This window comes from Streptomyces sp. NPDC107765, assembly GCF_055657085.1.
In genome coordinates, this window is the sequence record NZ_JBVKBL010000002.1 from 180402 (window position 1) to 203964 (window position 23563).

Below are 23563 nucleotides of genomic sequence, written 5' to 3' on the forward strand. Positions count from 1 at the left end.
TGTGCACCTGCTGACGCGCGTACGGGGCCGGGGACGGCCGGCCCCGTACGCAGCCGGTGCGGTTACTCCTTGGCGAGTCGCGAGTTGATCTCGGATTCGATGTCCTTGGCGGCGTCGGCCGGGGACTTACCGTTCAGCACGGCCGTCATGTAGTTCTTGAGGGGGTTCGGGACGTTCTCCACGGCGGCCCACTGCGGAATGAGCGGAGTGGTGCCGCCGGACTTCTGTGCGGCGGGTGCGGCGGCCGCGGCGGCCGGGTTCTCCTTGGCGGCGCCGGCCAGGTCGGCGGACTTCGGGGTCCAGCCGGCCTCCTTGACCATCTGCCCGTCGTTCTCCTTGGAGAGGGCGACCTTCAGGAATTCCTTGGCGAGTTCCTGGTTCTTGCCCATTCCGGCGACCGCGAAGTTGGAGCCGCCGAGGAATACTCCCTCGGGCTTGTCGGCGGTCTCGCCCGGAATGGTGAAGAAGCCGATGTCCTGCTTGATGTCCGGGTTGGTCTTGACGGCTTCGGCGGCCTCGTAGCCCATGGCGATGATGGCGCCGGTCTTCCCCTTGGCGAAGACCTGGGCCTGCTGCGGGGTGGCCTCGTCCTTGTTCTTCGGGGCGGCGCTGAAGGACTGGTACTGCTGGTAGATGTCCATGGCCTTGGAGACCTTGGGGTCGCCGAGGTTGGACACCCATTTTCCGCCCTGCTTCTTCACCAGGTCGGCGCCGGTGCCGATGGTCAGGCCGTCGAAGAAGTACCAGTTCTGGCCGGGCAGGTAGAGGGGCTCGGCGTCGGTCTTCTTCTTGAGGGTGTCGAAGTCCTTGAAGAGCTCGGTGCGGGTCTTCGGAATACCCTTGATACCGGCCTTCGCCCAGATCTTCTTGTTGTACATCACCACGCGGTTCCCGGCGTACCACGGCAGTGCGTACTGCTTTCCGTCCACGACCGACGCCTTGTTGAACGCGTCGTTCCAGTCGGCGCCGATGTCCTTCTTCAGGTCACCGAGGTCGGCCAGGGCGCCCGCCTTGGCGTAGGCGGCGGTCTGGGTGTTGCCGATTTCCACGACGTCCGGCGGGGTGTCCTCGGAAAGGGCGGTGCTCAGCTTCTGCTGAATGCCGTTCCACTGCTGGACCTTGAACTCGACGGTGGCGCCGGTCTTCTTCTTGAATTGCTCGGAGACCTGCTTGGTCCACTGTTCCGGGTTCGATCCGCTCATCACCCATACGGTCAGCTTCTGGCCCTTGAAGCCGTCCGCCCCCGTCTTCCCGCCGTCGCTGGACCCACAGGCAGCGACACTCACCAGCATTCCCGCGACGGCCGTCGCTGCTATGAGCCCACGCTTCATTGCGCTCTCCCCTAAAGGCCGGGTGTGGTCTTTAATGGTTTAGACCAGTTCCCGCAGCTTGGCCTAGACCTTTTGGGGTGTCAAGGGTGTATAAGAGTCGCTGTCAGGTCCGTTACCGGACCGACATCTGGCGGGCCGGGACCTGCGAGAGCGCGCGGGGAACCCTTCCGTGCCACGATGTGAGCCGCTACGTACGGAGGAGCCGGTGACGGCAGCAGGACAGGGGTCGGAGAGGCGGGTCATGGAGACCGACGGCGGCAGCGCCGAGAGCGGCGCCGGCACGCGGACCGCGCGCGTGCCCAAGTACTACCGCCTCAAGCGGCACTTGCTGGAGATCACCGAAACCCTGCCGCCCGGCACCCCGGTCCCGCCCGAACGCACCCTCGCCGCGGAGTTCGACACCTCGCGGACCACCGTCCGCCAGGCCCTCCAGGAACTGGTCGTCGAGGGCCGGCTGGAACGCATCCAGGGCAAGGGCACGTTCGTGGCCAAGCCCAAGGTCTCCCAGGCGCTGCAACTGACCTCCTACACGGAGGACATGCGCGCCCAGGGGCTGGAACCGACCTCCCAGCTGCTGGACATCGGCTATGTCACCGCCGACGACCGGCTGGCCGGACTGCTGGACATCGCGCCCGGCGGGCGGGTGCTGCGCATCGAACGGCTGCGGCTGGCCAGCGGTGAGCCGATGGCGATCGAGACCACCCACCTGTCCGCCAAGCGCTTCCCCGCGCTCCGCCGCAACCTGGTCAAGTACACCTCGCTGTACACCGCGCTGGCCGAGGTCTACGACGTCCGGCTCGCCGAGGCCGAGGAGACCATCGAGACCTCGCTCGCCACCCCGCGCGAGGCCGGGCTGCTGGGCACCGACGTCGGCCTGCCGATGCTGATGCTCTCCCGCCACTCCCTCGACGCCCAGGGGCAGCCGGTGGAGTGGGTGCGCTCGGTCTACCGCGGCGACCGCTACAAGTTCGTCGCCCGGCTGCAGCGCCCCACGGACTGAGCACGCCCCACGGACCGAGCACGCCGCACGGACCGAGCACGCCCCACGGGCCGGACACGCCCGCGAAGCGGGCCCTCCCCGCGGACCGAACGGCCGCCGGCGGGCGGCGGAACTCCCGCCGCCCGCCGCCCTTTTCCGCGCGAAGTGTCCATACCGATATGCGGACACCTAGTGACGCGCGCCACGGCCCTGCCATAGATTTCCAGCCGATTGCACAGGAGACAGCCAGGGACGGAGCCACGCTGATGCCAGAGCCAGCCGAATCACCGACCAGAAGACAGGTCGTCACCCCGACGCGCATAGTGGCCGGACTGTGCCTGCTGGCTCCGTTCGTCTCGATGCTGTGGGTGAGTTCGTACGCCAGGATCGAGCCGACGCTGATCGGGATCCCGTTCTTCTACTGGTACCAGATGGCGTGGGTGCTGATCTCCACGGTGCTGACCACCGTCGCGTACAAGCTCGTCCGGCGTGAGCAGCGCCTCCGCAAGGACGGTGGCCGATGAGCGCCCTCGTGACCGCGGCCCCGGAGACCGTCCGGCTGGCCGCCTCCCAGACCCACGGCGTCAACGGCGTCGCCCTCGCCGTCTTCGTCTTCTTCTTCCTGGCCGTGACGGTCATGGGCTTCCTGGCCGCCCGCTGGCGCAAGGCCGAACAGTCCGCCAACCTGGACGAATGGGGCCTGGGCGGCCGCAGCTTCGGCACCTGGATCACGTGGTTCCTGCTCGGCGGTGACCTCTACACCGCGTACACCTTCGTGGCCGTCCCGGCGGCGGTCTACACGGCGGGCGCCTCCGGCTTCTTCGCCGTGCCGTACACGATCCTGGTCTACCCCTTCATCTTCCTCTTCCTGCCCCGCCTCTGGTCGGTCTCGCACAAGCACGGCTACGTCACCACCTCCGACTTCGTCCGCGGCCGCTTCGGCTCCAAGGGCCTGTCGCTGGCGGTGGCGCTCACCGGCATCCTCGCCACGATGCCGTACATCGCGCTCCAACTGGTGGGCATCCAGGCCGTGCTGGACGTCATGGGCATCGGCGGCGGCGAGCACACCAACTGGTTCGTCAAGGACCTCCCGCTGCTGATCGCCTTCGCGGTCCTGGCGGCCTACACCTACTCCTCCGGTCTGCGCGCGCCCGCCCTGATCGCGTTCGTCAAGGACGGCCTGATCTACCTCGTCATCGGCGTGGCGATCATCTACATCCCGATCAAGCTGGGCGGCTTCGACAGCATCTTCCACGCGGCGGGCAAGGCGCTCGCCCAGCCGGGCGCCGTCCCCGGCAAACCACGCGGCGAAGTCACCAGCGGGCCCAACGCCCAGTGGGCGTACGCCACTCTGGCCCTGGGCTCGGCCCTGGCGCTGTTCATGTACCCGCACTCGATCACCGCGACGCTGTCCTCGCGCAGCCGCAACGTGATCCGCCGCAACACCACGATCCTGCCGCTCTACTCGCTGATGCTGGGCCTGCTGGCGCTGCTCGGCTTCATGGCGATCAAGGCCGGCACGGACATCCAGGGCAACCCGCAACTGGCCATCCCCCAGCTGTTCGAGGACATGTTCCCGAGCTGGTTCACCGGCGTGGCGTTCGCCGCGATCGGCATCGGCGCCCTCGTCCCGGCGGCCATCATGTCCATCGCGGCCGCCAACCTCTTCACCCGGAACGTCTACAAGGACTTCCTCAAGCAGGACGCCACGCCCGAGCAGGAACACAAGGTCGCCAAGCTGGTCTCCCTGCTGGTCAAGGTCGGCGCCCTGGTCTTCGTCCTCACCATGGACAAGACCGTCGCCATCAACTTCCAGCTGCTCGGCGGGATCTGGATCCTGCAGACCCTGCCGTCCCTGGTCGGCGGCCTGTTCACCCGGTGGTTCCACCGCTGGGCACTGCTGGCGGGCTGGGCGGCCGGCATGCTCTACGGCACGCTCGCGGCGTACGGCGTGGCCACCCCGAAGCAGAAGCACTTCGGCGGCCCCAGCACGGAGATCCCCGGCCTCGGGGAGATCGGCTACATCGGCCTGACCGCGTTCGTCCTGAACGTCGTCATCGCGGTCGTCCTCACCGTCGTCCTGCGGGCCTTCAACGCCCCCGACGGCACGGACGAGACCAGCCCCGCGGACTACACCGCCGACGCGGGCGACAAGGGCGTCCTCGCCGACCTCCCACCGGCCACGGCGGGGGCACCGGCGGGGCACTGAGCCACCCCGCGTCCGACGCCATGGGCCGCTGCCTCTTTGGGGAGGCAGCGGCCCGTTGCGTGCACCCGGTCAGTTCACCCAGTCCTTGAGCGGCTCGGTTTCGAGGGTGATGCCGACGGGGTCCGGGAGGTGGAGGGGCTTGCCGTACGGGACGGTGTGCACGTTCTCGTACCAGGAACCGTTCGGCTCGCTGTAGACCGCCACCTCGCACTTGTCGCGATCGATGAGCAGGTGGACCGGAATGCCTGTTTCGGCGTACGCGCGGGGCTTCTCCACCCGGTCGCACCGGTCGGTGTCCGAGTCATGCGACGTGACCTCGACGGCCATCAACACGGGGTCGGGGTCTACCCATTCCCCTTGGCCCCCGATAGCGCCGCTGGGAGCGAGCGCCCCATCCGGGCGAGCGCGGCCGGCCCGATAGGTCTGCACCTTTATTCCCTGGTCCGGATAGAGCCACAGTTCGGGGCGCGACTGGATGCACATACGCGTCAGCCACTCGATGATCAGCCCGTGGTCCCCGTCCGGCATGGGCTTGCTCCTGACCTTCCCATCGATGAGTTCCAGACGTGCACCACGCTCCAATCGAGCGAATATCCGGGCAGCCTCTTCGAAGTCGGTTGTCGCGATATGCGGCCGGTCAGCGAGCGCGGGCATGGGCCTCCTCCTTCTGGCATCGGGCAGAGCAAGGAACGTGCCACCGACGCTAGCCGAGACCACTGACAGGCACCGCCCGATCACTCGTTGATCACTCGCGACACACTAGATGTGGGGGTGCACCTGAGGGGTCACCACCACATGTATGCTCGTCCTCGCTGTCGCCGCAGGGGAACCCGGTGGGAATCCGGGACTGTCCCGCAACGGTGTACGAGCGCACCCGCCCGCCTTTGTCGACGGGCCGCCGTGCGCCCGGAAGTCCGAGGACCTGCCGACGGCACGCCCGCACCGCCATCGGTGCGGACGTCGATACGTCCGGGCCCCGAGGGAGGGCCGGTGGACGCCGCGCGGTGTGCCCGCGCACCCCTGACCTGACGGGGTGCCGCATGCCCGCGTGCGCCCGTCGCGCCCGCGTCCCTCCCGGCCCCCGCCGAGTGAGGGAGAGCATCACGTGACCATCGCGCCAACGGAACCCGCGTCAGACGCCGAGGTCGTGCCGCCCGCGGTGGCCACGCCGCCCGCCTCCGACGGTCCGGGCGTCGCCCTGCTGCGCACCCTCACCGACCTGACCGCGGACCTCACCGCGACCGACCCCGGCAAGGTGGCCGCCGCCGCCCTGCGCGGCCGGCACGCGGGTTCCGACGAGGCCGAACTGCGCGCGCTGGCCACCGAGGCCGCGGCCGGCCTGATCGGTGACGAGCCGGAGTACTCCAAGCTCGCCGCGCGGCTGCTCACCCTCGCGATCTCGGAGGAGGCGGCCGAACAGGGGGCGGTCGCCTTCTCCGCCTCCATCGAGGTCGGCCACCGCGAGGGCCTGATCGCCGACGAGACCGCGGAGTTCGTCCGGGCGCACGCGGCGCGGCTGGACGCGCTGGTCGAGCAGGCGCTCGCGGACGGCGCCGACGACCGGTTCGGTTACTTCGGCCTGCGCACCCTGCACTCCCGCTACCTGCTGCGGCACCCCACCACCCGTCAGGTCGTCGAGACGCCCCAGCACTTCCTGCTGCGGGTGGCCTGCGGCCTCGCCGAGACCGCTGATTCCGAAGAGGGCAGCGCCCGCGCGCTGGACGACGTCGCCGAGCTGTACCGCCTCACCAGCTCGCTGTCGTACCTCCCCTCCTCCCCCACGCTCTTCAACTCCGGCACCCGCCACCCGCAGATGTCGTCCTGCTACCTGCTGGACTCCCCGCTGGACGAGCTGGACTCGATCTACGACCGGTACCACCAGGTCGCCCGGCTCTCCAAGCACGCCGGCGGCATCGGGCTGTCGTACTCCCGGATCCGGGCCCGCGGTTCGCTGATCCGCGGCACCAACGGGCACTCCAACGGCATCGTGCCGTTCCTGCGCACGCTGGACGCCTCGGTCGCGGCGGTCAACCAGGGCGGCCGGCGCAAGGGCGCGGCCTGCGTCTACCTGGAGACCTGGCACGCGGACATCGAGGAGTTCCTGGAGCTCCGCGACAACACCGGCGAAGAGGCCCGCCGCACCCACAACCTGAACCTCGCGCACTGGATCCCGGACGAGTTCATGCGCCGGGTGGAGGCGGACGCCGACTGGTCGCTGTTCTCGCCCTCCGACGTCCCCGAGCTGGTGGACCTGTGGGGCGAGGAGTTCGACGCCGCGTACCGCAAGGCCGAGGCCGAGGGCCGGGCGCTCAAGCAGATCCCGGCCCGGGTGCTGTACTCCCGCATGATGCGCACCCTGGCGCAGACCGGCAACGGCTGGATGACGTTCAAGGACGCCGCCAACCGCACCGCCAACCAGACCGCCGAGCCGGGCAAGGTCGTGCACTCCTCCAACCTGTGCACGGAGATCCTGGAGGTGACCGACGACGGGGAGACCGCGGTCTGCAACCTGGGGTCGGTCAACCTCGCCGCGCATCTTGGCAACGAGGCCGACGGCTGGGAGGAGGCGATGGACTGGGAGCGGCTGGACGCCACGGTCCGTACGGCCGTCACCTTCCTCGACCGCGTCGTGGACATCAACTTCTACCCCACCGAGCAGGCCGCCGCCTCCAACTCCCGCTGGCGTCCGGTCGGTCTGGGCCTGATGGGCCTGCAGGACGTCTTCTTCCGGCTGCGGCTGCCCTTCGACTCCCCCGAGGCGAAGGAGCTGTCCACCCGTATCTCCGAGCGGATCATGCTCGCCGCCTACGAGGCGTCCGCCGACCTCGCGGACCGGCACGGCCCGCACCCGGCCTGGTCCGCGACCCGGACCGCCCGCGGCGTGCTGCACCCCGACCACTACCCGGACGCCGAGCCGCGCTGGGCGGACCGCTGGGCCGCGCTGCGCGCCCGGGTCGCGAAGACCGGGATGCGCAACTCCCTCCTGCTCGCGATCGCGCCGACCGCGACCATCGCCTCCATCGCCGGCGTGTACGAGTGCATCGAGCCGCAGGTGTCCAACCTCTTCAAGCGCGAGACGCTGAGCGGTGAGTTCCTGCAGGTCAACGCCTATCTGATCGAGGAGCTCAAGGCGTTGGGCCTGTGGGACGCGCGGACCCGTGACGCGCTGCGCGAGGCGAACGGCTCGGTGCAGGACGTGGCGTGGATCCCCGAGCACATCCGCGCGCTCTACCGCACCGCCTGGGAGATCCCGCAGCGCGCCCTGATCGACATGGCCGCGGCCCGTACGCCGTACCTCGACCAGAGCCAGTCGCTGAACCTCTTCATGGCGTCGCCGACCATCGGCAAGCTCAGCTCGATGTACGCGTACGCCTGGAAGCGCGGCATCAAGACGACGTACTACCTGCGGTCGCGCCCGGCGACGCGGATCGCGCAGTCGGCGCGCGCCGCGTCCGTCCCCGCCCAGCAAGCGCCGCAACTGCCGGTGACCGACCCCGAGGCGGTCGCCTGCTCCCTGGAAAACCCCGAGTCCTGCGAGGCCTGCCAGTGATGTCCACCGACGCCAACAAGAACAAGAACCTGCTCGACCCGGGCTTCGAACTCACCCTGCGTCCCATGCGGTACCCGGAGTTCTACGACCGCTACCGCGACGCGATCAAGAACACCTGGACCGTGGAGGAGGTCGACCTCCACTCCGACGTGGCCGACCTCGCCAAGCTCTCGCCCGGCGAGCAGCACATGATCGGCCGGCTGGTCGCGTTCTTCGCGACCGGTGACTCGATCGTCGCGAACAACCTGGTCCTGACGCTGTACAAGCACATCAACTCCCCCGAGGCGCGGCTGTATCTGAGCCGTCAGCTCTTCGAGGAGGCGGTGCACGTCCAGTTCTACCTGACGCTGCTGGACACCTATCTGCCCGACCCGGAGGACCGCGCCGCCGCCTTCGCCGCGGTGGAGAACATCCCGTCCATCCGGGAGAAGGCCCAGTTCTGCTTCAAGTGGATGGACTCGGTCGAGAGCATCGACCGGCTGGAGTCCAAGGCCGACCGCCGCCGCTTCCTCCTCAACCTCATCTGCTTCGCGGCCTGCATCGAGGGCCTGTTCTTCTACGGCGCCTTCGCCTACGTCTACTGGTTCCGCTCGCGCGGGCTGCTGCACGGCCTGGCCACCGGCACCAACTGGGTCTTCCGCGACGAGTCCATGCACATGGAGTTCGCGTTCTCGGTGGTGGACACGGTCCGCGAGGAGGAGCCCGACCTCTTCGACGACAAGCTGGAGCTGCAGGTCACCGAGATGCTGAAGGAGGCCGTCGAGGCCGAGCTGCAGTTCGGCCGTGACCTGTGCGGCGACGGCCTGCCGGGGATGAACACCGAGTCGATGCGCGCGTACCTGCAGTGCGTCGCGGACCAGCGTCTGCAGCGGCTCGGCTTCGCGCCCGTGTACGGCTCGGAGAACCCGTTCTCCTTCATGGAGCTGCAGAACGTCCAGGAGCTGACCAACTTCTTCGAGCGCCGGGCCTCCGCCTACCAGGTCGCCGTCGAGGGCTCGGTCTCCTTCGACGACGACTTCTAGGCCGGCGCCCCGACGTCCGTGCCGGCGACGCCCGTTCACCCCGGTCATCTGCGATTGTGCGCGTTCTGTTACCTCGGCAACCAGGGGCGGGGCCGCCACATCTATCGGGGTATGAAGGGCACGAAGGGGCGTCGCCGGTTCATCGACTATCCGCGCCGGGGACGGGAGGGGCTGCGCCGATGGCTGCCGTCATGGCGGCTGTGGCTCGGCACCCTCTCGTTCGGCATCCTCTCCCTGGCGGGGTTGTTCGCGTTCGTGTACGCGAAGATCGACATACCGGACGAGAACGAGCTCGCCGGTAAGGAGGCCACCGTCTACTACTGGGCGGACGGCAGCCAGATGGTGAGCGTGGGCGCCGTCAACCGGCAGAACATCACCCTCGACAAGGTCCCCGACTCGGTCGAGAACGCGGTGATCTCCGCGGAGAACGCCACGTTCTACAGCGACCCCGGGGTATCCGTCCAGGGAATCGCCCGGGCCGTGGTGAACATGGTCTCCGGCGAGGAGACCCAGGGCGGCTCCACCATCACCCAGCAGTACGTGAAGAACACCTATCTCTCGCAGGACCAGACGGTCACCCGCAAGCTGCGGGAATTCATCATCGCGCTGAAGGTGAGCAACCAGAAGTCCAAGCGCGACATACTCCGCGGCTATCTCAACACCAGCTGGTTCGGCCGCGGTTCGTACGGCATCCAGGCCGCCGCCCACGCGTACTACGGCATCGACGCCAAGAACCTCAGCCCCAGCCAGGGCGCCCTGCTGGCGGCCACGCTGAAGGGTGCCGACCAGTACGACCCGGGGCTGAGCGAGGCCAATCACCGGCGGGCGGAGGCGCGGTGGCGGTGGATCCTGGACCGGCAGGTCGCCACCGGAAAGATGAGCGAGGAGGAACGCGCGAAATACCGCACGTTCCCCGAGCCCCGGCCGCCGTCGAAACCCACCAGCCAGGCCGGCCAGATCGGCTATCTCGTCGACATCGCCAACAAATTCATCAAGGCGGACACCGGGCTCACCGACAAGGACCTGGCGCGCGGCGGCTACCGCGTCCACACCACCTTCGACAAGAACCGCACCCGCCACCTGGAGGCGGCCGTGAACACCGTCCGCCGGGAGAACCTCGACCCGAAGGAGCGGACCGCCGACACCTTCGTGGAATTCGGGGCGGCCTCGGTGCGGCCCCGGGACGGCGCGATCGTCGCGCTCTACGGCGGTGCCGACGCCACCCGGCACTTCAGCAACAACGCGGACACCACGGCGGTCCCGGCCGGCTCGGCCTTCAAACCGTTCGTGCTCGCCGCCGCCCTCCAGCAGCAGGTCGACGCCACCCCGCAGCCCACCGACCGCCCCGAGGGGGCCGGCCGGGCCGTCCCGGTGGACTGGCGGCCGGACCGGGCCGCCGCGGACCTCGGCAGCGCCCTGGTGAAGGCCCAGAACCCGCCGTTCGTCCAGGCCGGGCAGCGGATCGGGCTGGAACGGATCCGGGACCTCGCGGTGGCCGCCGGGCTGCGCAAGGAGAGCATGGCGCGCCTGGAGCAGACCTTCCCGCTCGGCACCTCGGCGCCCAGCGCGATACGGATGGCGAGCGCCTACACCACCTTCGCCAACGGCGGGCTGCACGCCGATCCCTACGCGGTGTCGTCCATGACGCACGACGGCCGCACGGTCCCCGGCTTCGAGCGGGCGGTGCCCCAGCAGGTCCTCGACGCCGGGGTCGCCCAGCAGGTGACCGGCGCCTTGGAGGGCGTGGGACGGCGCACGCTGGGCCTGCCGGACGCCAAGCCGGCCGGTCCGCCGGTGGCGGCCGGCCGTACCGAGCCGGGTGACCGGATGAAGTCGGCGTGGTTCATCGGCAGCCCGGCGCCCGCCCCGGTCGGCACCGGGCCCGGCACCGGCGGCGGGAACTGGGGCGGCGTCCGCCCCGGCACCGCGCCGGGCGCCGGTGACGAGCCGACCACCGCCGTCACCATGTTCCGCAACCAGCCCGGCGCGCCCCAACTGCTGGGCCTGCAGGGCGTCGGCGGCCCCCGCACCGGTCTGGGGACGTCCCTCCCGCCGAAGGTCTGGAGCGCCTACCAGGACGCCTCGTAGACCGGCCGCCGGTACGCCCCAGGGACCGGCCGCCAGGACGCCTCATGGACGCGCGCGGGCGCCCGCCCCCACCAGGGGACGGGCGCCCGCGCGCCGGTCGTGTCGCGTCCGCTCAGTCGTTGGCGACCACGGGGTAGCGCGGCTCCCGCTCGGCCATCTGCCGCAGCGCGTCCTTGCGGTCCCGCTTGGAGAGCCGGTCGATGTAGAGGTAGCCGTAGAGGTGGTCGGTCTCGTGCTGGAGGCAGCGCGCGAAGTAGCCGGTGCCCTGCACGGCGATCGGCTCGCCCTTGGCGTTCTGGCCGCGCACCACGGCGTAGTCGGGGCGGGCCAGCTCGGCGTACGCGCCGGGCACGGACAGGCAGCCCTCGTTGGAGTCGTCCAGCACCCGGCGCTCGACGGGGAGCTCGTCCAGGACCGGGTTGCAGATCGCGCCGACGTGCCGGACGCCCTCGTCGTCCAGGCAGTCGTAGACGAAGACCTTCAGGTCCACACCGATCTGGTTGGCGGCCAGGCCCACGCCCTCGGCGGTGCGCTGGCTGGCGAACATGTCGTCGATCAGCTGGGCCAGGCTGTCGTCGAACTCCGTGACGTCCTTGCACTCCTTGTGGAGCACCGGGTTGCCGACCACGGTGATCGGGCGGGAGGTGCCGCGCTCCCGGTGGGCACGCTCGCGCTCCTCGCAGTCCTCCGTGTCGACGATGAACTCGACGCTCTCCTGCTGATCACTGTCCTGCTGGGCCATCTCCGCCGTACGCCTTCCTCAAAACCCTGATGGGACGCCCTACAGCCTACGGGGGCGGCCCGGCGCTCAGCAGACCTCTTCCAGATCACGCCATTCGCGGGTGTCCGGGCTGTCCGCGACCCAGCCGTCGAGCAGCCCGCGGACCAGCGCGGACGGCGCCGCGATACCGCATTCGCGCTCCGGCACCCACAGCGAGCCGGAGCCCGCGGTGCGGTGGCCCAGCGGGCCGGGGTGGCCCGGTTCGCTGTGGTCGTGCGGGTCCAGGTGCTCGCCGTCGCCCTCGTCGCTGGGCATCCGGCTCTCGGAGCACGTACGGCACAGCAGGCGTACGGAGGACGACCAGTCCTCGGCGGCGAAGCCGGCGTCGGCCGCCAGCCGCTCCAGGGCGTCCCGGTCGGCCTCGGTGGCGGCCTCCAGGAGCACCACCCAGGTGGGGACCGGGGAGGGCGCCCACAGCTCGATCTCGTCGAAGACCGGGTAGGCCTGCCCGTCGGACGTCGTCCGCTCGCCGTGCGGGACGCCGTCGTGCAGCACGACCTCGCCCCAGCGCCGCCCGGAGGACGGCAGCGGGATCGACAGCACCTCGATGCGGGCCGGGTCCAGCCGGCGGCCCCAGACCACCTCGGCCTCGCCCTCCGGGGAGAGCCGGACCGCGGCGCTGCCCAGGGCCATCCCGACCGGTTCGCCGGACGGCGAGCCCTCACCGGGGACCTTCAGGCCGTACGCCTGCCAGGCCCGGCGGGCCAGCGGCCAGTCCTGGAGGCCGGTGGCGGCGATGCCGACGTTCCACCAGTCGGGGGCCCCGGTCTCGCGGTCGAGCAGCGCCACCGCGCGCAGACCGGCGGCCCGGGCCTGCTCCCAGTCGTGCCGGAACTTGTGCAGCAGGGCGAGGTTGAACCAGGACTCCGACAGCCACGGCTCCATGTCCGCGGCACGGGTCAGCAACGCCCCCGCGTCCTCGTAACGGCCGTCACCGATCAGCGTGAAAGCGCGGTCGGTCGCCTGCCGCCACGAGGCGGAGGGCCGGTGCCGTACCTTGCCGAAGATCCTCACGATTCCCGCCTGCTGGTTGCTCTCGATGCCGCCGGGAGGTCTCCCGGGCGGCTCCCGGGGCCCTTCCGGGGGGCCCACTCGACAACCTGCCACAGATTGCCGTCGGGCTCAGCCTGGTTTGCTGCTCCCCCTGCGGCTGATGCCCTTCACCGACCCCCTGAACCCCCTGGGACTCTCCTCACAGGGGCTTCCTTCGCATCCAACCATGCCCGTCTCGGAGGCCGCTCATTACCCATGGGTTCTGGCACTCCGGGAGGAATTCCGCAAGCGGAGGGAACCGAAGGGCGGCACCGGGGCCGGGCCGCGCCGGTGCGGTCCTTCTCACACCTCCCGGCCGCCGCGGGCCAGGACCCGGGCGAGCGCCTCGACGACGCGGGGCTCGTAGTCCTGCGCGGTGGCCAGCCGCAGCCGCTCCAGGGCGCGCAGCCGGCCGCCCGGCCCGCCGGCGCCGCCCGCCAGGTCGTCGTAGGCGTTGACGGTCCGGACGATCCGCGCGGTGACCGGCTGGTCCGGGTACGGGTCGGCCTGCCGCTCGACGATCATCGCGACCTCGGCGGGCACCCCGGTCTGCCGGACAACCGCGCCGCCCAGCAGGGCTATCCGGCGCTGTTCGGCGGGCGGCAGCGGGGCGGTGGCACCGTCCGGCACCGGGTCCAGGAGGGAGAGCTGGCCGATGTCGTGCATCAGCGCGGCGTACTCCAGGACGTCCAAGTCCGGTTCGGTCAGGCCCAGTTCGCGGCCCACCGCGCGGCTGAGCGCGGCCACCCGGCGGGCGTGACCGTGCGGGGTGTACCCGGCGATCTCGGTGGCGCGGGCCAGCGAGGCGATGGTCTGGCGGTACGTACCGCGCACCGCCGCGAAACGGCCGAAGGCGAACTGGGTCAGCAGCAGCGGCAGACAGAACACCGGCAGCGCCCACAGGCCGGCGACCGCGGTGGCGAGCGCGATCACCACGCCGGTGGCGCAGACGGCCGTGCCGATGCCGGGCAGCGCCCGCAACTCGTCGCACAGCAGCGGCCCGTACGGCCAGCCGGTGCGGGCGTGCGCCAGAGTGGCGGCGAGCACCGCGTCACACAGCGTGGTCAGCGCCAGCAGGCCGATCAGGAAGAACGGGTAGGCCGGCCCGTTCGCCACCCAGCTGTCCAGGGTGCCGGTGTTGTAGAGGGGGTGGAAGCAGGTGGCGGCGAATCCCGTGGTCAGCACCCGGCGGGCGAGCCGGTCCGGCGCCGTGCCCCGGCCGCGCGCGACCTGCGGAACGACGCCGATCAGGGCGGCCGCCAGGACCACGGCCACGGTCTGGGGGACACCGTGCGTCGTCGGCCGGCCGCCCGCCTCGCCGAGCAGCGCGTACGCCAGCGCCCCGGCCGCGGCCAGCGGGGCCGCCGTTCGGTCGTCCGGCGCCCGCCCCGGCCCGGTGGCGGGCGCGGGGCCGCAGGCGGCCAGCTCGCCGACCGCGATCAGCACCCCGAAGGCCAGCGCGATCCCCGGCTGGTCGAGCCCGGACCACAGGGTCCGGCCCAGGGACCAGCAGGCCAGCACGGCGGCGGCGGTGTGGACGGCGACGACGACGGCGCGGCCTCCGGGGTGGCGGGCGGCGGTACGCGGCCCGTCCGGTACGGCGGTGGGCCGGCCGCCGGCCGCCGGACGGCCCCTCCGCCCGGGATCCGGGGGCTCCGCACGGGTGCCGCTCATCGCGGACCACCGCCCCACCGGGCGCTGCCGGCGGCCCCGGGCACCGGCTCGGGCACCGCGCCGGCCGGCCGGTCACCGCGGCCTTCCGGGTCGGGGCCCGCCGCTCCCCCGGCCTCCCCGGCCCGGCCCGCCACCCGCTCAGGCGTGACGTTTCCGCTCCGGGTCGTGCCCGGCCCGTCGTCCGCCGCGGTGACCAGGTCCGGGTCCCAGCCGTACCGGTGCAGCGCCGCCGCCAGCGCCCGCACCATCCGCGGGTCGAACTGCGTGCCGGCGCATTTGCGCAGTTCCGCGACGGCCACCGGCACCGGCCGGGCCCGGCGGTAGGACCGGGTGGAGGTCATCGCGTCGAAGGCGTCCGCCACCGCCACCACCCGGGCGAACTCCGGGATCTGGTGGCCGCGCAGACCGTACGGGTAGCCGCGCCCGTCCAGCCGCTCGTGATGGTGCAGGATCGCCGCCCGCGCCTCCCCCAGGAAGCCGATGCCGCGGACGATCTCGTGCCCGTACTCCGGGTGCAGCTCGATCACCCGGCGCTCCTCCGGGGTCAGCGGCCCGTCCTTGCGCAACAACCGGGTGGGCACGCCGAGTTTGCCGACGTCGTGCAGGATGCCGGCGAACCGGAGCGCCTCGGTGCGGTCCTCCGCCATGCCCAGCTCGCGGGCGATCATCACCGAGGCGCGGCCGACCCGTTCGCCGTGCCCGCGGGTGTAGCGGTCCTTGATGTCCACGGCCGTCACGAGCGCCCGGATGGTGGCCCGGTGGGCGGCGCGTTCGCGGTGGCAGCGGTCGAAGACCCAGCACGAGAGGCACATCGGCAGCAGCACCAGCAGCGCCGCCGGCGGCCCGTACGAGCTGCGCCACAGGACGGCCATCATCAGTCCGGCCAGGCCGTGCACGAGGTACCGGGCCTGGCCGCGGGCGAGCAGCCCGCGCCAGGCGGTGCGTACCGGGTGCCGTTCGGCGGCGATCAGGATGCCGCCGTCCAGCGCCGCGAGCACCGCGCAGCAGACGGCCGCGGCGGCCAGTGCCGGCAGCAGCAGGAGGGGGAACCGCGGGGTGGTGAGCGCGGGGTGCCCCAGGGCCCGGAAGGCCGCGGCGGCCGCACCGCAGGCGAGGGCCTGCTCGGCGGCGTGCCATATCCGGCGGGCGGTGGCCGCCCGGGGCCGGACCGGGGCGAGCAGCGCTCCGGGGACGGCGGCGAGCGCGGCCAGTGGCGGCGGGAGCAGGAAGACCCCGGCGAGGACCAGCGGGCTGGTCCAGCCCGTGCCCCCGTCGGAACGCGTCCGGTCCGGCAGCCGGCGGCCCAGGAGCGGGCAGCGGGGGAGCCGTTCGCCCAGTGCGTAGAGGGCGGCAAGGGCGAGGGCGGTGCCCCAGGGGGCACCCGGACCCAGCCGTAAGGCCCCAGCGGTGCACAGCGCGGCGGCCAGGGTCGTGCCGCCGATGTACCCTCGCGCGGCCGCCGGAAGTTCCCGCATCGCGCCCTCCTCACCGTGCCCGCCGGCTCCGCCCCGTTCCGGGGGCGGGGACGGCCCTCGGCACGCCGCATCCGCAGCGCGCTCGGGTCGGTGAGAATAGAGGGGTTGGCGCGCCCGGGAAGGCGCATCAGCGGATCGGGCGGGAGGAATCGCCCCGCCCCTCACTCATTGGGGTGATGTGCCGCGGTCTTCGCCCGCACGGCCGCGGTCCGTGCAACGTGGCGGGGGGTCGGCCGCCCGGGAGGCCCTGGCGGGCGGGGGCTTTCAGGCGTCGGCGGTACGGGAGTCGGCCGCCGGGCCGGAGCCGCCGCCGGCCTCCGCCTCACGCGCCTCCTGCTCCCGCTGGGCCTGTTCGTGCCGGGCCTGCTCCAGGACGCTCACCTCGGGCACGGCCTCGCCGGCCCGGATGAGGTCGATCCGGCCCATGACCTTGGAGCGCAGGTCGCTGGGGACGTCGTCGTGGCCGCAGCAGCGCTTGACGAGCTTCTTGACGGCCTGCTCCAGGCCGTACTTCTCCAGGCACGGGGAGCATTCGTCGAGATGCACCTGGAATTCCGCGCACTCCCCGGCGGGCATCTCCCGGTCGAGATACTCGTAAAGGTGGTCAAGGACCTCTGAGCAGTCCTTCTCGTGCGGCTCTCCGCAGCTCATGATCCCGAGCCTTTCCGGTCGTGCGATTCCGACGTGCGCGCGGCCTGCGGGTCCGCAGTGGCCGCACCCGCCGGAACCAGCCCGCGCTCGCGGGCGTAATCCTCCAGCATGCCGCGCAGTTGGCGGCGGCCGCGGTGCAGACGGGACATCACCGTGCCGATGGGTGTCCCCATGATGTCCGCGATCTCCTTGTACGCAAACCCTTCGACGTCGGCGAGGTAGACCGCGATGCGGAATTCCTCCGGGATCGCCTGCAGGGCGGCCTTCACGTCCGAGTCGGGGAGGTGGTCCAGCGCCTGGGACTCCGCGGAGCGCAGCCCCGTCGACATGTGCGACTCGGCGCGCGCCAGCTGCCAGTCCTCGATCTCCTCCGCGGCGCTGCGCTGCGGCTCGCGCTGCTTCTTGCGGTAGGAGTTGATGAAGGTGTTCGTGAGGATGCGGTACAGCCACGCCTTGAGGTTGGTGCCCTCGCGGAACTGGTGGAACGACGCGTACGCCTTCGCGTACGTCTCCTGGACGAGGTCCTCCGCGTCGGCCGGATTGCGCGTCATGCGCAGGGCGGCGGAGTACATCTGGTCAAGGAAGGTGAGCGCGTCCCTCTCGAAGCGCGCGTTGCGCTCGGCCGCACCCTCCTGCCGGCGGTCGGACATCTCCTCGGCCGAGCCGTCGGTCCCTGCGTCGGTACCGGTGACCGGACCCACCTCCTCCAACACCGTCACGGATCCGGAAGCGGACCCACTCGATTCGGAGAATAGACGACGATCCGGTGCCGCCGCCGCTCCAGCCAGGGCGGGCTGTGCCACCTGCATCTGCGACCACGGCAGGTCAGCGGCCGGGCGGGCCGGGCAAGCGATTCCCATGCGGCGGACTCCCATTCCTCGTGCTTCGCTGTACGTACGCGCGTCCGTACGAAAGCCACAACAGCCGCCCCGGCCCCGGCATTCCCGCTCCGCACGATCTTCTTCCGGCGGTTTCCCGTCCGGTTTCCCGCACGGTTTCCCGTCCCGGGGTTGACAAAGGCGTTTGCCGGTCCGGCAATGGAACCGTGGACCACGACACTGCCGGCCCCCCGCCGGACCGCACGGTGGACGCCCCGGCGGCCGGCGCCTCCCGCGACCGCGCCCCGGCGCCGGACCAGGTGTACGACCGGGTCCTCGCCGAGGTGGGGCCCCGGCTGCGGCGGATCCGGCAGGAGCGCGGGGTGACCCTGGCCGCGCTGTCCGAGGCGACTGGCATCTCCGTGAGCACCCTCTCGCGCCTGGAGTCCGGCGGCCGCCGGGCCACCCTCGAACTGCTGCTGCCGCTGGCCCAGGCACACCAGGTGCCGCTGGACGAGCTGGTGGGCGCCCCGGAGGTGGGCGATCCCCGGATCCGCGCGGTGCCGCAGCGGCGCGGCCGTATGACGGTGGTGCCGCTGACCCGCCAGCCGGGCGCGCTGCAGGCGTTCAAGCTGGTGATCGATCCCGTCGCCGGCCCGCCGGAGCAGCGGATCCACGAGGGCTACGAGTGGCTGTACGTGCTGTCCGGACGGCTGCGGCTGCTGCTGGCCGACCGCGACGTGGTGCTGCGGGCCGGGGAGGCGGCGGAGTTCGACACCCGGCTGCCGCACTGGTTCGGGCCCGCCGACGGGACGCCGGTGGAGGTGCTGAGCCTCTTCGGGCGGCAGGGCGAGCGGGTGCACGTACGGGCCCGGCCGCGCGGGCAGGGCGACTGAACCAACGGCGGCGGGGCCTTTGCGGGTGCGCGGGCCCTGGCCGGTGCGGCGCGGGGCCGCTCTCAGCCGAAGAGCCCGTCCAGCCAGGCGAGTACCGCGTCGGTGAGGACGGCCATCGTCGCCGCCTCGTCGACGCCCGCCCTCTTCGGGACCGCGAAGCCGTGGTCGCCGTGCGGCACTTCGGCGAGCTCCGTGCCCGGCGGGAACTCGTCGGGCCGGCCGAAGGGGTCCCGGCCGCCCTGGACCACCAGCGTCGGCACCCCGGCGCCGGTCAGCTCGTCCACCCGGGACTTCTCCGGCCTGCCCGGTGGGTGCAGCGGGAAGCTCAGCGCCAGTACGGCCCCGGCGCCCAGCTCACGGGCCGTACGGCAGGCCACCCGGGCGCCCGCGCTCCGGCCGCCGGCGACCACCGGCAGCCCCGGCTTCTCCAGCGCGGGCCACAGCGCGGTCCACGCGGCGTCCAGGGTCTTCGGCGCCGGTGCCATCTTCTTGCCGGCCACCCGCCACGGCTGCTCGACCAGCGCCACGGGGTAGCCGCGGGCCGGCAGCGCGGCCGCCAGGGCCCGCAGGTCGCGCGCCTCGATACCGCCGCCGGCGCCGTGGCTCACCGCCACCACGGCCCGCGCCGGCGTCGCCTCGCGGTACCAGGTGATCCGGGCCTCGCCCGCCGGCGTCCCGACCGTCTCGGTCTCCTTCGCCCCTGTGCTCATACGCCCATCCTGCCCGCGCCGGGACCCGAACGGCACCGCCCCACGCCCGCCGCCGGGGCCACCGGGCCGGACGCCACCGGGTGCACACCGGCTCAGAACAGCGTGCCGACCTCCGGCCCGTCGAGTTCGGTGACCAGCTCGGGCCCGTTGTTGCGGACGTTGCTGACGTCGGTCGGTACGGGATGGGCCCGCATCAGCCCGGGCGGCGGGGGCGCCAGCAGCTCACGCAGCTCGTCGGGGTCCGTACGGCCCGCGTCGAGCCAGGCGTCCCAGCGGTCCGGGGGCAGCACCAGCGGCATCCTGGGGTGGATCTCGGCCAGCGACTGCGGGCCGGCGCCGCCGTCCGCCCCGGCCAGCGGGGTGGTCTCGGCGGCGGTGGTGACGACCGTGCAGGTCACCCACCAGGCCATCGGGTGGTCCGCGGGGAGGGTGCGGTCCCGCCAGAACTCGTACAGCCCGGCCATCGCCATCACGGAGCCGTCCGCGGGCGTCACGAAGTAGGGCTGCTTGCGGGGCCGCTTCTTCCGGCCCTGCTCCTCCAGCTCCCGCTCGGCGGCGTCGGTGACCCACTCGAAGTAGCCGTCACCGGGGATCAGACAGCGCCGGGTCGCGAAGGCCCGCCGGAACGACGGCTTCTCGTGGACCGTTTCCGCCCGCGCATTGATCATTCTTGCCGCGCCGTCGGGTGATTTCGACCACGACGGGACCAGCCCCCACTTCAGCGGCCGCAGCTGGCGCACCGGCCCGTCAGGTGCCCCCTCGCCTTTGAGGGGACGCTCCAGCACCGCGTGCACGGTGGCCGTCGGCGCCACGTTCCAACTGGGCGCCAGCGTCTCCTCGGGCTCCCACTGCTGCACCCCGAACAGGCCGACCAGGTCCTCGGGGCGACGACTCGCTGCATACCTCCCGCACATGCATGCCACACTGCCATGCCACACGAAGGGGAGACATGGAGACCGACCACCTCACCGACATATGGGGCCGGGTCACCGGGACCCAGCCCGCCCCGTCGCTCTGGCTGGTGATCGCCACGGCGGTGCTCGCCCTGGCCGCCGTCGTCCCGCACACCGCGTGGCGGCTGTCGCGCAATGCGATCACCATCGCCCACGAGGGCGGGCACGGCCTGATCGCGCTGGTCAGCGGGCGGCGGCTGGACGGCATCCGGCTGCACTCCGACACCTCCGGACTGACCGTGTCCCGCGGCAAACCGACCGGTCTCGGCATGGTGCTGACCGCTGCGGCCGGTTATGTGGCACCGTCCCTGCTCGGTCTGGCCGGCGCCGCCCTGCTGGCGGCCGGGCACATCACGGCGCTGTTGTGGGGCGCGACCGCACTGCTGCTGGCGATGCTGGTCATGATCCGCAACGCCTACGGCGTGCTCACCGTCGTCCTGGCCGGCGCCGCGTTCCTGCTGGTCTCCTGGCTGACCACACCGGACGTACAGGCCGGCTTCGGGTACGCGGCGGTGTGGTTCCTGCTGCTGGGCGGGGTGCGGCCGCCCTTCGAGCTGATGGGCAAGCGGCGCCGGGGTGGAGCGGTGGATTCCGACCCGGACCAGCTGGCGCGGCTGACCCACGTTCCGGCGGCGCTGTGGCTCGGTCTCTTCCACGTGGTGACGCTGTGCTCCCTGATGGGCGGCGGGCGCTGGCTGCTCGGCCTCTGAGGTCGCCGGCGGGCCCCGGCCGTCAACGGCGGCACGCCCCGTACTCCCGCCCGGTATGTCCCGAGCGCCCCGTACGTCCGCCGTGTGCGGTCCGTACGTCCGCCCGCTCCGCACTTCCGACACGCGAGCGCATTACCAGTGCCATGTTTCGGATGGGTTGCGCCACTTTTGATCAAGATCGGCACCCTTGCCCAGCCATTAAAGTAAGGGCATGACCGAGAGCCCCGCACATCCCGCCCTGTGGCCCGCCCCCGTCGCCCCCGGGGCCGTCGATGCAACCGTCACCGTGCCCGGCTCCAAATCGGTCACCAACCGCGGCCTGGTCCTGGCCGCCCTCTCCTCCGAGCCCGGCTGGCTGCGCCGCCCGCTGCGCTCCCGCGACACCCTCCTGATGGCCGAGGCGCTGCGCACCATGGGCGTCGGCATCGAGGAGACCGCCTCCTCCAGCTCCGCCGGCTCCGCGGACGCCGTGGACCAACCCGGCGGCGGCGAGGCCTGGCGGATCATCCCGGCCGGACTGCACGGCCCGGCCACCGTCGACGTCGGCAACGCCGGAACGGTCATGCGCTTCCTGCCGCCGGTCGCCGCGCTCGCCGACGGCCCGGTCCGCTTCGACGGCGACCCGCGCTCCTACGAGCGCCCGCTCGGCGGCGTGATCGACGCGCTGCGCTCCCTGGGCGCCCGGATCGACGACGACAACCGCGGCGCGCTCCCGATGACGGTCTTCGGCAGCGGCGCCCTGGAGGGCGGCGCGGTGGAGATCGACGCCTCCTCGTCCTCGCAGTTCGTCAGCGCCCTGCTGCTGTCCGCGCCGCGCTTCAACCAGGGCGTCGAGGTCCGGCACGTCGGCGCGGCCCTGCCGTCGATGCCGCACATCCGGATGACCGTCGACATGCTGCGCAGTGTCGGCGCGCAGGTGGACACCCCGGAGGCGGGCGGCGAGCCCAACGTCTGGCGGGTCACCCCGGGCGCGCTGCTCGGCCGCGACCTGGTCGTCGAGCCCGACCTGTCCAACGCCCAGCCGTTCCTGGCCGCCGCGCTGGTCACCGGCGGGCGGGTCACCATCCCGGACTGGCCCGAGCACACCACCCAGCCCGGTGACGCACTGCGTGAGATCTTCACCACCATGGGCGGCTCCTGCGAGCTGACCGACCAGGGCCTGACCTTCACCGGCAGCGGCCGCATCCACGGCATCGACGTCGACCTCGGCGAGGTCGGCGAGCTGACCCCCGGCATCGCCGCGGTCGCCGCGCTCGCCGACTCCCCCTCCACGCTGCGCGGCGTGGCGCACCTGCGGCTGCACGAGACCGACCGGCTGGCCGCCCTCACCAAGGAGCTCAACGAGCTCGGCGGCGACGTCACCGAGACCGCGGACGGTCTGCACATCCGGCCGCGCCCGCTGCACGGCGGGATCTTCCACACCTACGAGGACCACCGGCTGGCCACCGCCGCCGCGGTCATCGGCCTCGCGGTCGAGGGCGTGGAGGTGGAGAACGTCGCCACCACGGCCAAGACCCTGCCGGACTTCCCCGCACTGTGGACGGACATGCTCGCCCCGTCGCCCGGCCCGGCCCGGAGAGCCTGAGGGATCCGGCCGCCATGCGCCGCTACGGCAAGAACCCCGATGAGGACGACGTCCGCGTCCGCCCCAACCGCAAGGGCAACCGGCCCCGTACGAACATCCGCCCCAAGCACGAGGACGCGGCCGAGGGCCTGGTCCTGACCGTCGACCGGGGCCGGCTGACCTGCCTCATCGAGGGCCGGACGGTCACCGCGATGAAGGCCCGCGAACTGGGCCGCAAGAGCGCGGTGGTCGGCGACCGGGTCGCCGTCGTCGGCGACCTGAGCGGCGCCAAGGACACCCTCGCCCGGATCGTCCGGGTCGAGCCGCGCACCTCCACGCTGCGCCGGACGGCCGACGACGACGACCCGTACGAGCGGGTGGTGGTCGCCAACGCCGACCAGCTCGCGATCGTCACCGCGCTCGCCGACCCCGAGCCGCGCCCCCGGCTCATCGACCGCTGCCTGGTCGCCGCCTACGACGCGGGCCTGGACCCGCTGCTGGTGCTGACCAAGTCCGACCTGGCGTCCGCCGACACGCTGCTGGAGTCGTACGGCACGCTCGGCGTCCCCGCCATCGTCACCAACCGCGAGGAGCTCACCGACGGCGCCGCCGCCGAGCGGGTCCGCGAGGCGCTCAAGGGCCGGATGACGGCGTTCGTCGGGCACTCCGGCGTCGGCAAGACGACCCTGGTCAACGCGCTGGTCCCGGAGCGCCGCCGGGCCACCGGCGACGTCAACGCGGTCACCGGCCGCGGCCGGCACACCACCACCTCCGCGCTGGCGCTGCCGCTGCCCGGGGACGCGGGCTGGGTCATCGACACCCCCGGCGTCCGCTCCTTCGGGCTGGCGCACATCGACCCGTCCCGGGTCATCCACGCCTTCCCCGACCTGGAGCCGGGCACCGTCGACTGCCCGCGCGCCTGCAGCCACGACGAGCAGGACTGCGCCCTGGACCAGTGGGTCGCCGACGGCCACGCCGACCCGGCCCGGCTGCATTCGCTGCGCCGGCTGCTGTCCACCCGTGAACGACGCGAGGGCGACTGATCTCCCGGATGTCGCTGCCGTCCACCCGGGACAACTGCATAATCACACCAAGGCTGGCGCTCGTCACCGGCCGCTGA

Annotated in this window: 20 protein-coding genes and 1 riboswitch; of the genes, 10 read left to right on the top strand and 10 right to left on the bottom strand. The window is 72.1% G+C overall.

Annotated features, from left to right (window positions below):
• Positions 1-62: 62 nt before the first annotated feature.
• Positions 63-1331: an extracellular solute-binding protein gene (locus ACZ7MX_RS05270; protein WP_472129534.1), complete on the bottom strand. Its 1269-nt coding sequence runs from the start codon at positions 1329-1331 to the stop codon at positions 63-65.
• A gap of 241 nt (positions 1332-1572) precedes the next feature.
• Between ACZ7MX_RS05270 and ACZ7MX_RS05275 the strand changes: the two genes are divergently transcribed.
• From ACZ7MX_RS05275 to mctP, 3 genes are all read left to right on the top strand, one after another.
• Complete coding sequence (locus tag ACZ7MX_RS05275; protein ID WP_472129535.1) at positions 1573-2331, top strand: GntR family transcriptional regulator; 759 nt, start codon at positions 1573-1575, stop codon at positions 2329-2331.
• Positions 2332-2576: 245 nt separating this feature from the next.
• On the top strand, positions 2577-2834 hold the full coding sequence (locus ACZ7MX_RS05280; protein ID WP_472129537.1) for a DUF3311 domain-containing protein: 258 nt from the start codon (positions 2577-2579) through the stop codon (positions 2832-2834).
• Positions 2831-4519, top strand: coding sequence for a monocarboxylate uptake permease MctP (gene mctP / locus ACZ7MX_RS05285; RefSeq protein ID WP_472129539.1), 1689 nt, complete (start codon positions 2831-2833; stop codon positions 4517-4519). Before ACZ7MX_RS05280 ends, mctP begins: the two co-directional genes overlap by 4 nt.
• Before the next feature lie 69 nt (positions 4520-4588).
• On the opposite strand, the gene ACZ7MX_RS05290 is transcribed toward mctP, so the two are convergent.
• Positions 4589-5173 (bottom strand): Uma2 family endonuclease, encoded by a 585-nt coding sequence (locus ACZ7MX_RS05290; protein WP_472129541.1) that lies wholly within the window; start codon positions 5171-5173, stop codon positions 4589-4591.
• A gap of 170 nt (positions 5174-5343) precedes the next feature.
• Positions 5344-5442: riboswitch (cobalamin riboswitch) on the top strand.
• A gap of 182 nt (positions 5443-5624) precedes the next feature.
• Here ACZ7MX_RS05290 and ACZ7MX_RS05295 point away from each other — a divergent pair.
• From ACZ7MX_RS05295 to ACZ7MX_RS05305, 3 genes are all read left to right on the top strand, one after another.
• Positions 5625-8069, top strand: coding sequence for a ribonucleoside-diphosphate reductase subunit alpha (locus ACZ7MX_RS05295; protein WP_472129543.1), 2445 nt, complete (start codon positions 5625-5627; stop codon positions 8067-8069).
• On the top strand, positions 8069-9091 hold the full coding sequence (locus ACZ7MX_RS05300) for a ribonucleotide-diphosphate reductase subunit beta (RefSeq protein ID WP_472129545.1): 1023 nt from the start codon (positions 8069-8071) through the stop codon (positions 9089-9091). The genes ACZ7MX_RS05295 and ACZ7MX_RS05300 overlap by 1 nt, the downstream gene beginning before the upstream one ends.
• Positions 9092-9202: 111 nt before the next feature.
• Positions 9203-11179 (top strand): transglycosylase domain-containing protein, encoded by a 1977-nt coding sequence (locus ACZ7MX_RS05305; protein ID WP_472129547.1) that lies wholly within the window; start codon positions 9203-9205, stop codon positions 11177-11179.
• Between the two features lie 112 nt (positions 11180-11291).
• Here the strand turns inward: ACZ7MX_RS05305 and def are convergent, their stop codons facing one another.
• The 6 genes from def to ACZ7MX_RS05335 all read right to left on the bottom strand — a co-directional run bounded on the left by def (position 11292) and on the right by ACZ7MX_RS05335 (position 17493).
• The gene (gene def, locus ACZ7MX_RS05310) at positions 11292-11921 is read right to left on the bottom strand and encodes a peptide deformylase (RefSeq protein WP_472129549.1); all 630 of its coding nucleotides are present in this window, start codon (positions 11919-11921) and stop codon (positions 11292-11294) included.
• A gap of 66 nt (positions 11922-11987) precedes the next feature.
• On the bottom strand, positions 11988-12974 hold the full coding sequence (locus ACZ7MX_RS05315) for a tetratricopeptide repeat protein (protein WP_472129551.1): 987 nt from the start codon (positions 12972-12974) through the stop codon (positions 11988-11990).
• Between the two features lie 321 nt (positions 12975-13295).
• The gene (locus tag ACZ7MX_RS05320; protein WP_472129553.1) at positions 13296-14666 is read right to left on the bottom strand and encodes an HD-GYP domain-containing protein; all 1371 of its coding nucleotides are present in this window, start codon (positions 14664-14666) and stop codon (positions 13296-13298) included.
• Positions 14663-16141: an HD-GYP domain-containing protein gene (locus ACZ7MX_RS05325; protein ID WP_472129555.1), complete on the bottom strand. Its 1479-nt coding sequence runs from the start codon at positions 16139-16141 to the stop codon at positions 14663-14665. Before ACZ7MX_RS05325 ends, ACZ7MX_RS05320 begins: the two co-directional genes overlap by 4 nt.
• 264 nt (positions 16142-16405) lie before the next feature.
• The gene (gene rsrA / locus ACZ7MX_RS05330; protein ID WP_472129557.1) at positions 16406-16792 is read right to left on the bottom strand and encodes a mycothiol system anti-sigma-R factor; all 387 of its coding nucleotides are present in this window, start codon (positions 16790-16792) and stop codon (positions 16406-16408) included.
• Entirely contained in the window at positions 16789-17493 is a 705-nt protein-coding gene (locus ACZ7MX_RS05335; RefSeq protein WP_385862501.1) for a sigma-70 family RNA polymerase sigma factor, read from the bottom strand. The genes rsrA and ACZ7MX_RS05335 overlap by 4 nt, the downstream gene beginning before the upstream one ends.
• Positions 17494-17930: 437 nt before the next feature.
• Here ACZ7MX_RS05335 and ACZ7MX_RS05340 point away from each other — a divergent pair, with 437 nt between their 5' ends.
• Positions 17931-18506 carry a helix-turn-helix domain-containing protein gene (locus ACZ7MX_RS05340; protein ID WP_472130561.1) on the top strand — a complete coding sequence of 192 codons (576 nt, stop codon included), beginning with the start codon at positions 17931-17933 and terminating at the stop codon, positions 18504-18506.
• Between the two features lie 62 nt (positions 18507-18568).
• Here ACZ7MX_RS05340 and ACZ7MX_RS05345 read toward each other — a convergent pair whose 3' ends face one another.
• Both ACZ7MX_RS05345 and ACZ7MX_RS05350 read right to left on the bottom strand, forming a co-directional pair.
• Positions 18569-19216, bottom strand: coding sequence for an alpha/beta hydrolase family protein (locus ACZ7MX_RS05345; RefSeq protein ID WP_472129559.1), 648 nt, complete (start codon positions 19214-19216; stop codon positions 18569-18571).
• Between the two features lie 92 nt (positions 19217-19308).
• Positions 19309-20130: an SOS response-associated peptidase gene (locus tag ACZ7MX_RS05350; RefSeq protein WP_472129561.1), complete on the bottom strand. Its 822-nt coding sequence runs from the start codon at positions 20128-20130 to the stop codon at positions 19309-19311.
• Positions 20131-20165: 35 nt separating this feature from the next.
• Here ACZ7MX_RS05350 and ACZ7MX_RS05355 point away from each other — a divergent pair, with 35 nt between their 5' ends.
• From ACZ7MX_RS05355 to rsgA, 3 genes are all read left to right on the top strand, one after another.
• A complete protein-coding gene (locus ACZ7MX_RS05355) occupies positions 20166-20879 on the top strand; it encodes a M50 family metallopeptidase (RefSeq protein ID WP_472129563.1) in 714 nt (237 codons plus the stop codon).
• 211 nt (positions 20880-21090) lie between these two features.
• Positions 21091-22464: a 3-phosphoshikimate 1-carboxyvinyltransferase gene (aroA, locus tag ACZ7MX_RS05360; protein ID WP_472129565.1), complete on the top strand. Its 1374-nt coding sequence runs from the start codon at positions 21091-21093 to the stop codon at positions 22462-22464.
• A gap of 14 nt (positions 22465-22478) precedes the next feature.
• Entirely contained in the window at positions 22479-23486 is a 1008-nt protein-coding gene (gene rsgA, locus ACZ7MX_RS05365) for a ribosome small subunit-dependent GTPase A (protein ID WP_472129567.1), read from the top strand.
• Positions 23487-23563 lie beyond the last annotated feature (77 nt).

Coding starts and splice junctions, on each gene's coding strand:
- ACZ7MX_RS05270 (WP_472129534.1), bottom strand. CDS start 1,331: ATGAAGCGTGGGCTCATAGCAGCGACGGCCGTCGCGGGAATGCTGGTG.
- ACZ7MX_RS05275 (WP_472129535.1), top strand. CDS start 1,573: ATGGAGACCGACGGCGGCAGCGCCGAGAGCGGCGCCGGCACGCGGACC.
- ACZ7MX_RS05280 (WP_472129537.1), top strand. CDS start 2,577: ATGCCAGAGCCAGCCGAATCACCGACCAGAAGACAGGTCGTCACCCCG.
- mctP (WP_472129539.1), top strand. CDS start 2,831: ATGAGCGCCCTCGTGACCGCGGCCCCGGAGACCGTCCGGCTGGCCGCC.
- ACZ7MX_RS05290 (WP_472129541.1), bottom strand. CDS start 5,173: ATGCCCGCGCTCGCTGACCGGCCGCATATCGCGACAACCGACTTCGAA.
- ACZ7MX_RS05300 (WP_472129545.1), top strand. CDS start 8,069: ATGTCCACCGACGCCAACAAGAACAAGAACCTGCTCGACCCGGGCTTC.
- ACZ7MX_RS05305 (WP_472129547.1), top strand. CDS start 9,203: ATGAAGGGCACGAAGGGGCGTCGCCGGTTCATCGACTATCCGCGCCGG.
- def (WP_472129549.1), bottom strand. CDS start 11,921: ATGGCCCAGCAGGACAGTGATCAGCAGGAGAGCGTCGAGTTCATCGTC.
- ACZ7MX_RS05320 (WP_472129553.1), bottom strand. CDS start 14,666: ATGAGCGGCACCCGTGCGGAGCCCCCGGATCCCGGGCGGAGGGGCCGT.
- ACZ7MX_RS05325 (WP_472129555.1), bottom strand. CDS start 16,141: ATGCGGGAACTTCCGGCGGCCGCGCGAGGGTACATCGGCGGCACGACC.
- rsrA (WP_472129557.1), bottom strand. CDS start 16,792: ATGAGCTGCGGAGAGCCGCACGAGAAGGACTGCTCAGAGGTCCTTGAC.
- ACZ7MX_RS05345 (WP_472129559.1), bottom strand. CDS start 19,216: ATGAGCACAGGGGCGAAGGAGACCGAGACGGTCGGGACGCCGGCGGGC.
- ACZ7MX_RS05350 (WP_472129561.1), bottom strand. CDS start 20,130: ATGTGCGGGAGGTATGCAGCGAGTCGTCGCCCCGAGGACCTGGTCGGC.
- ACZ7MX_RS05355 (WP_472129563.1), top strand. CDS start 20,166: ATGGAGACCGACCACCTCACCGACATATGGGGCCGGGTCACCGGGACC.
- aroA (WP_472129565.1), top strand. CDS start 21,091: ATGACCGAGAGCCCCGCACATCCCGCCCTGTGGCCCGCCCCCGTCGCC.
- rsgA (WP_472129567.1), top strand. CDS start 22,479: ATGCGCCGCTACGGCAAGAACCCCGATGAGGACGACGTCCGCGTCCGC.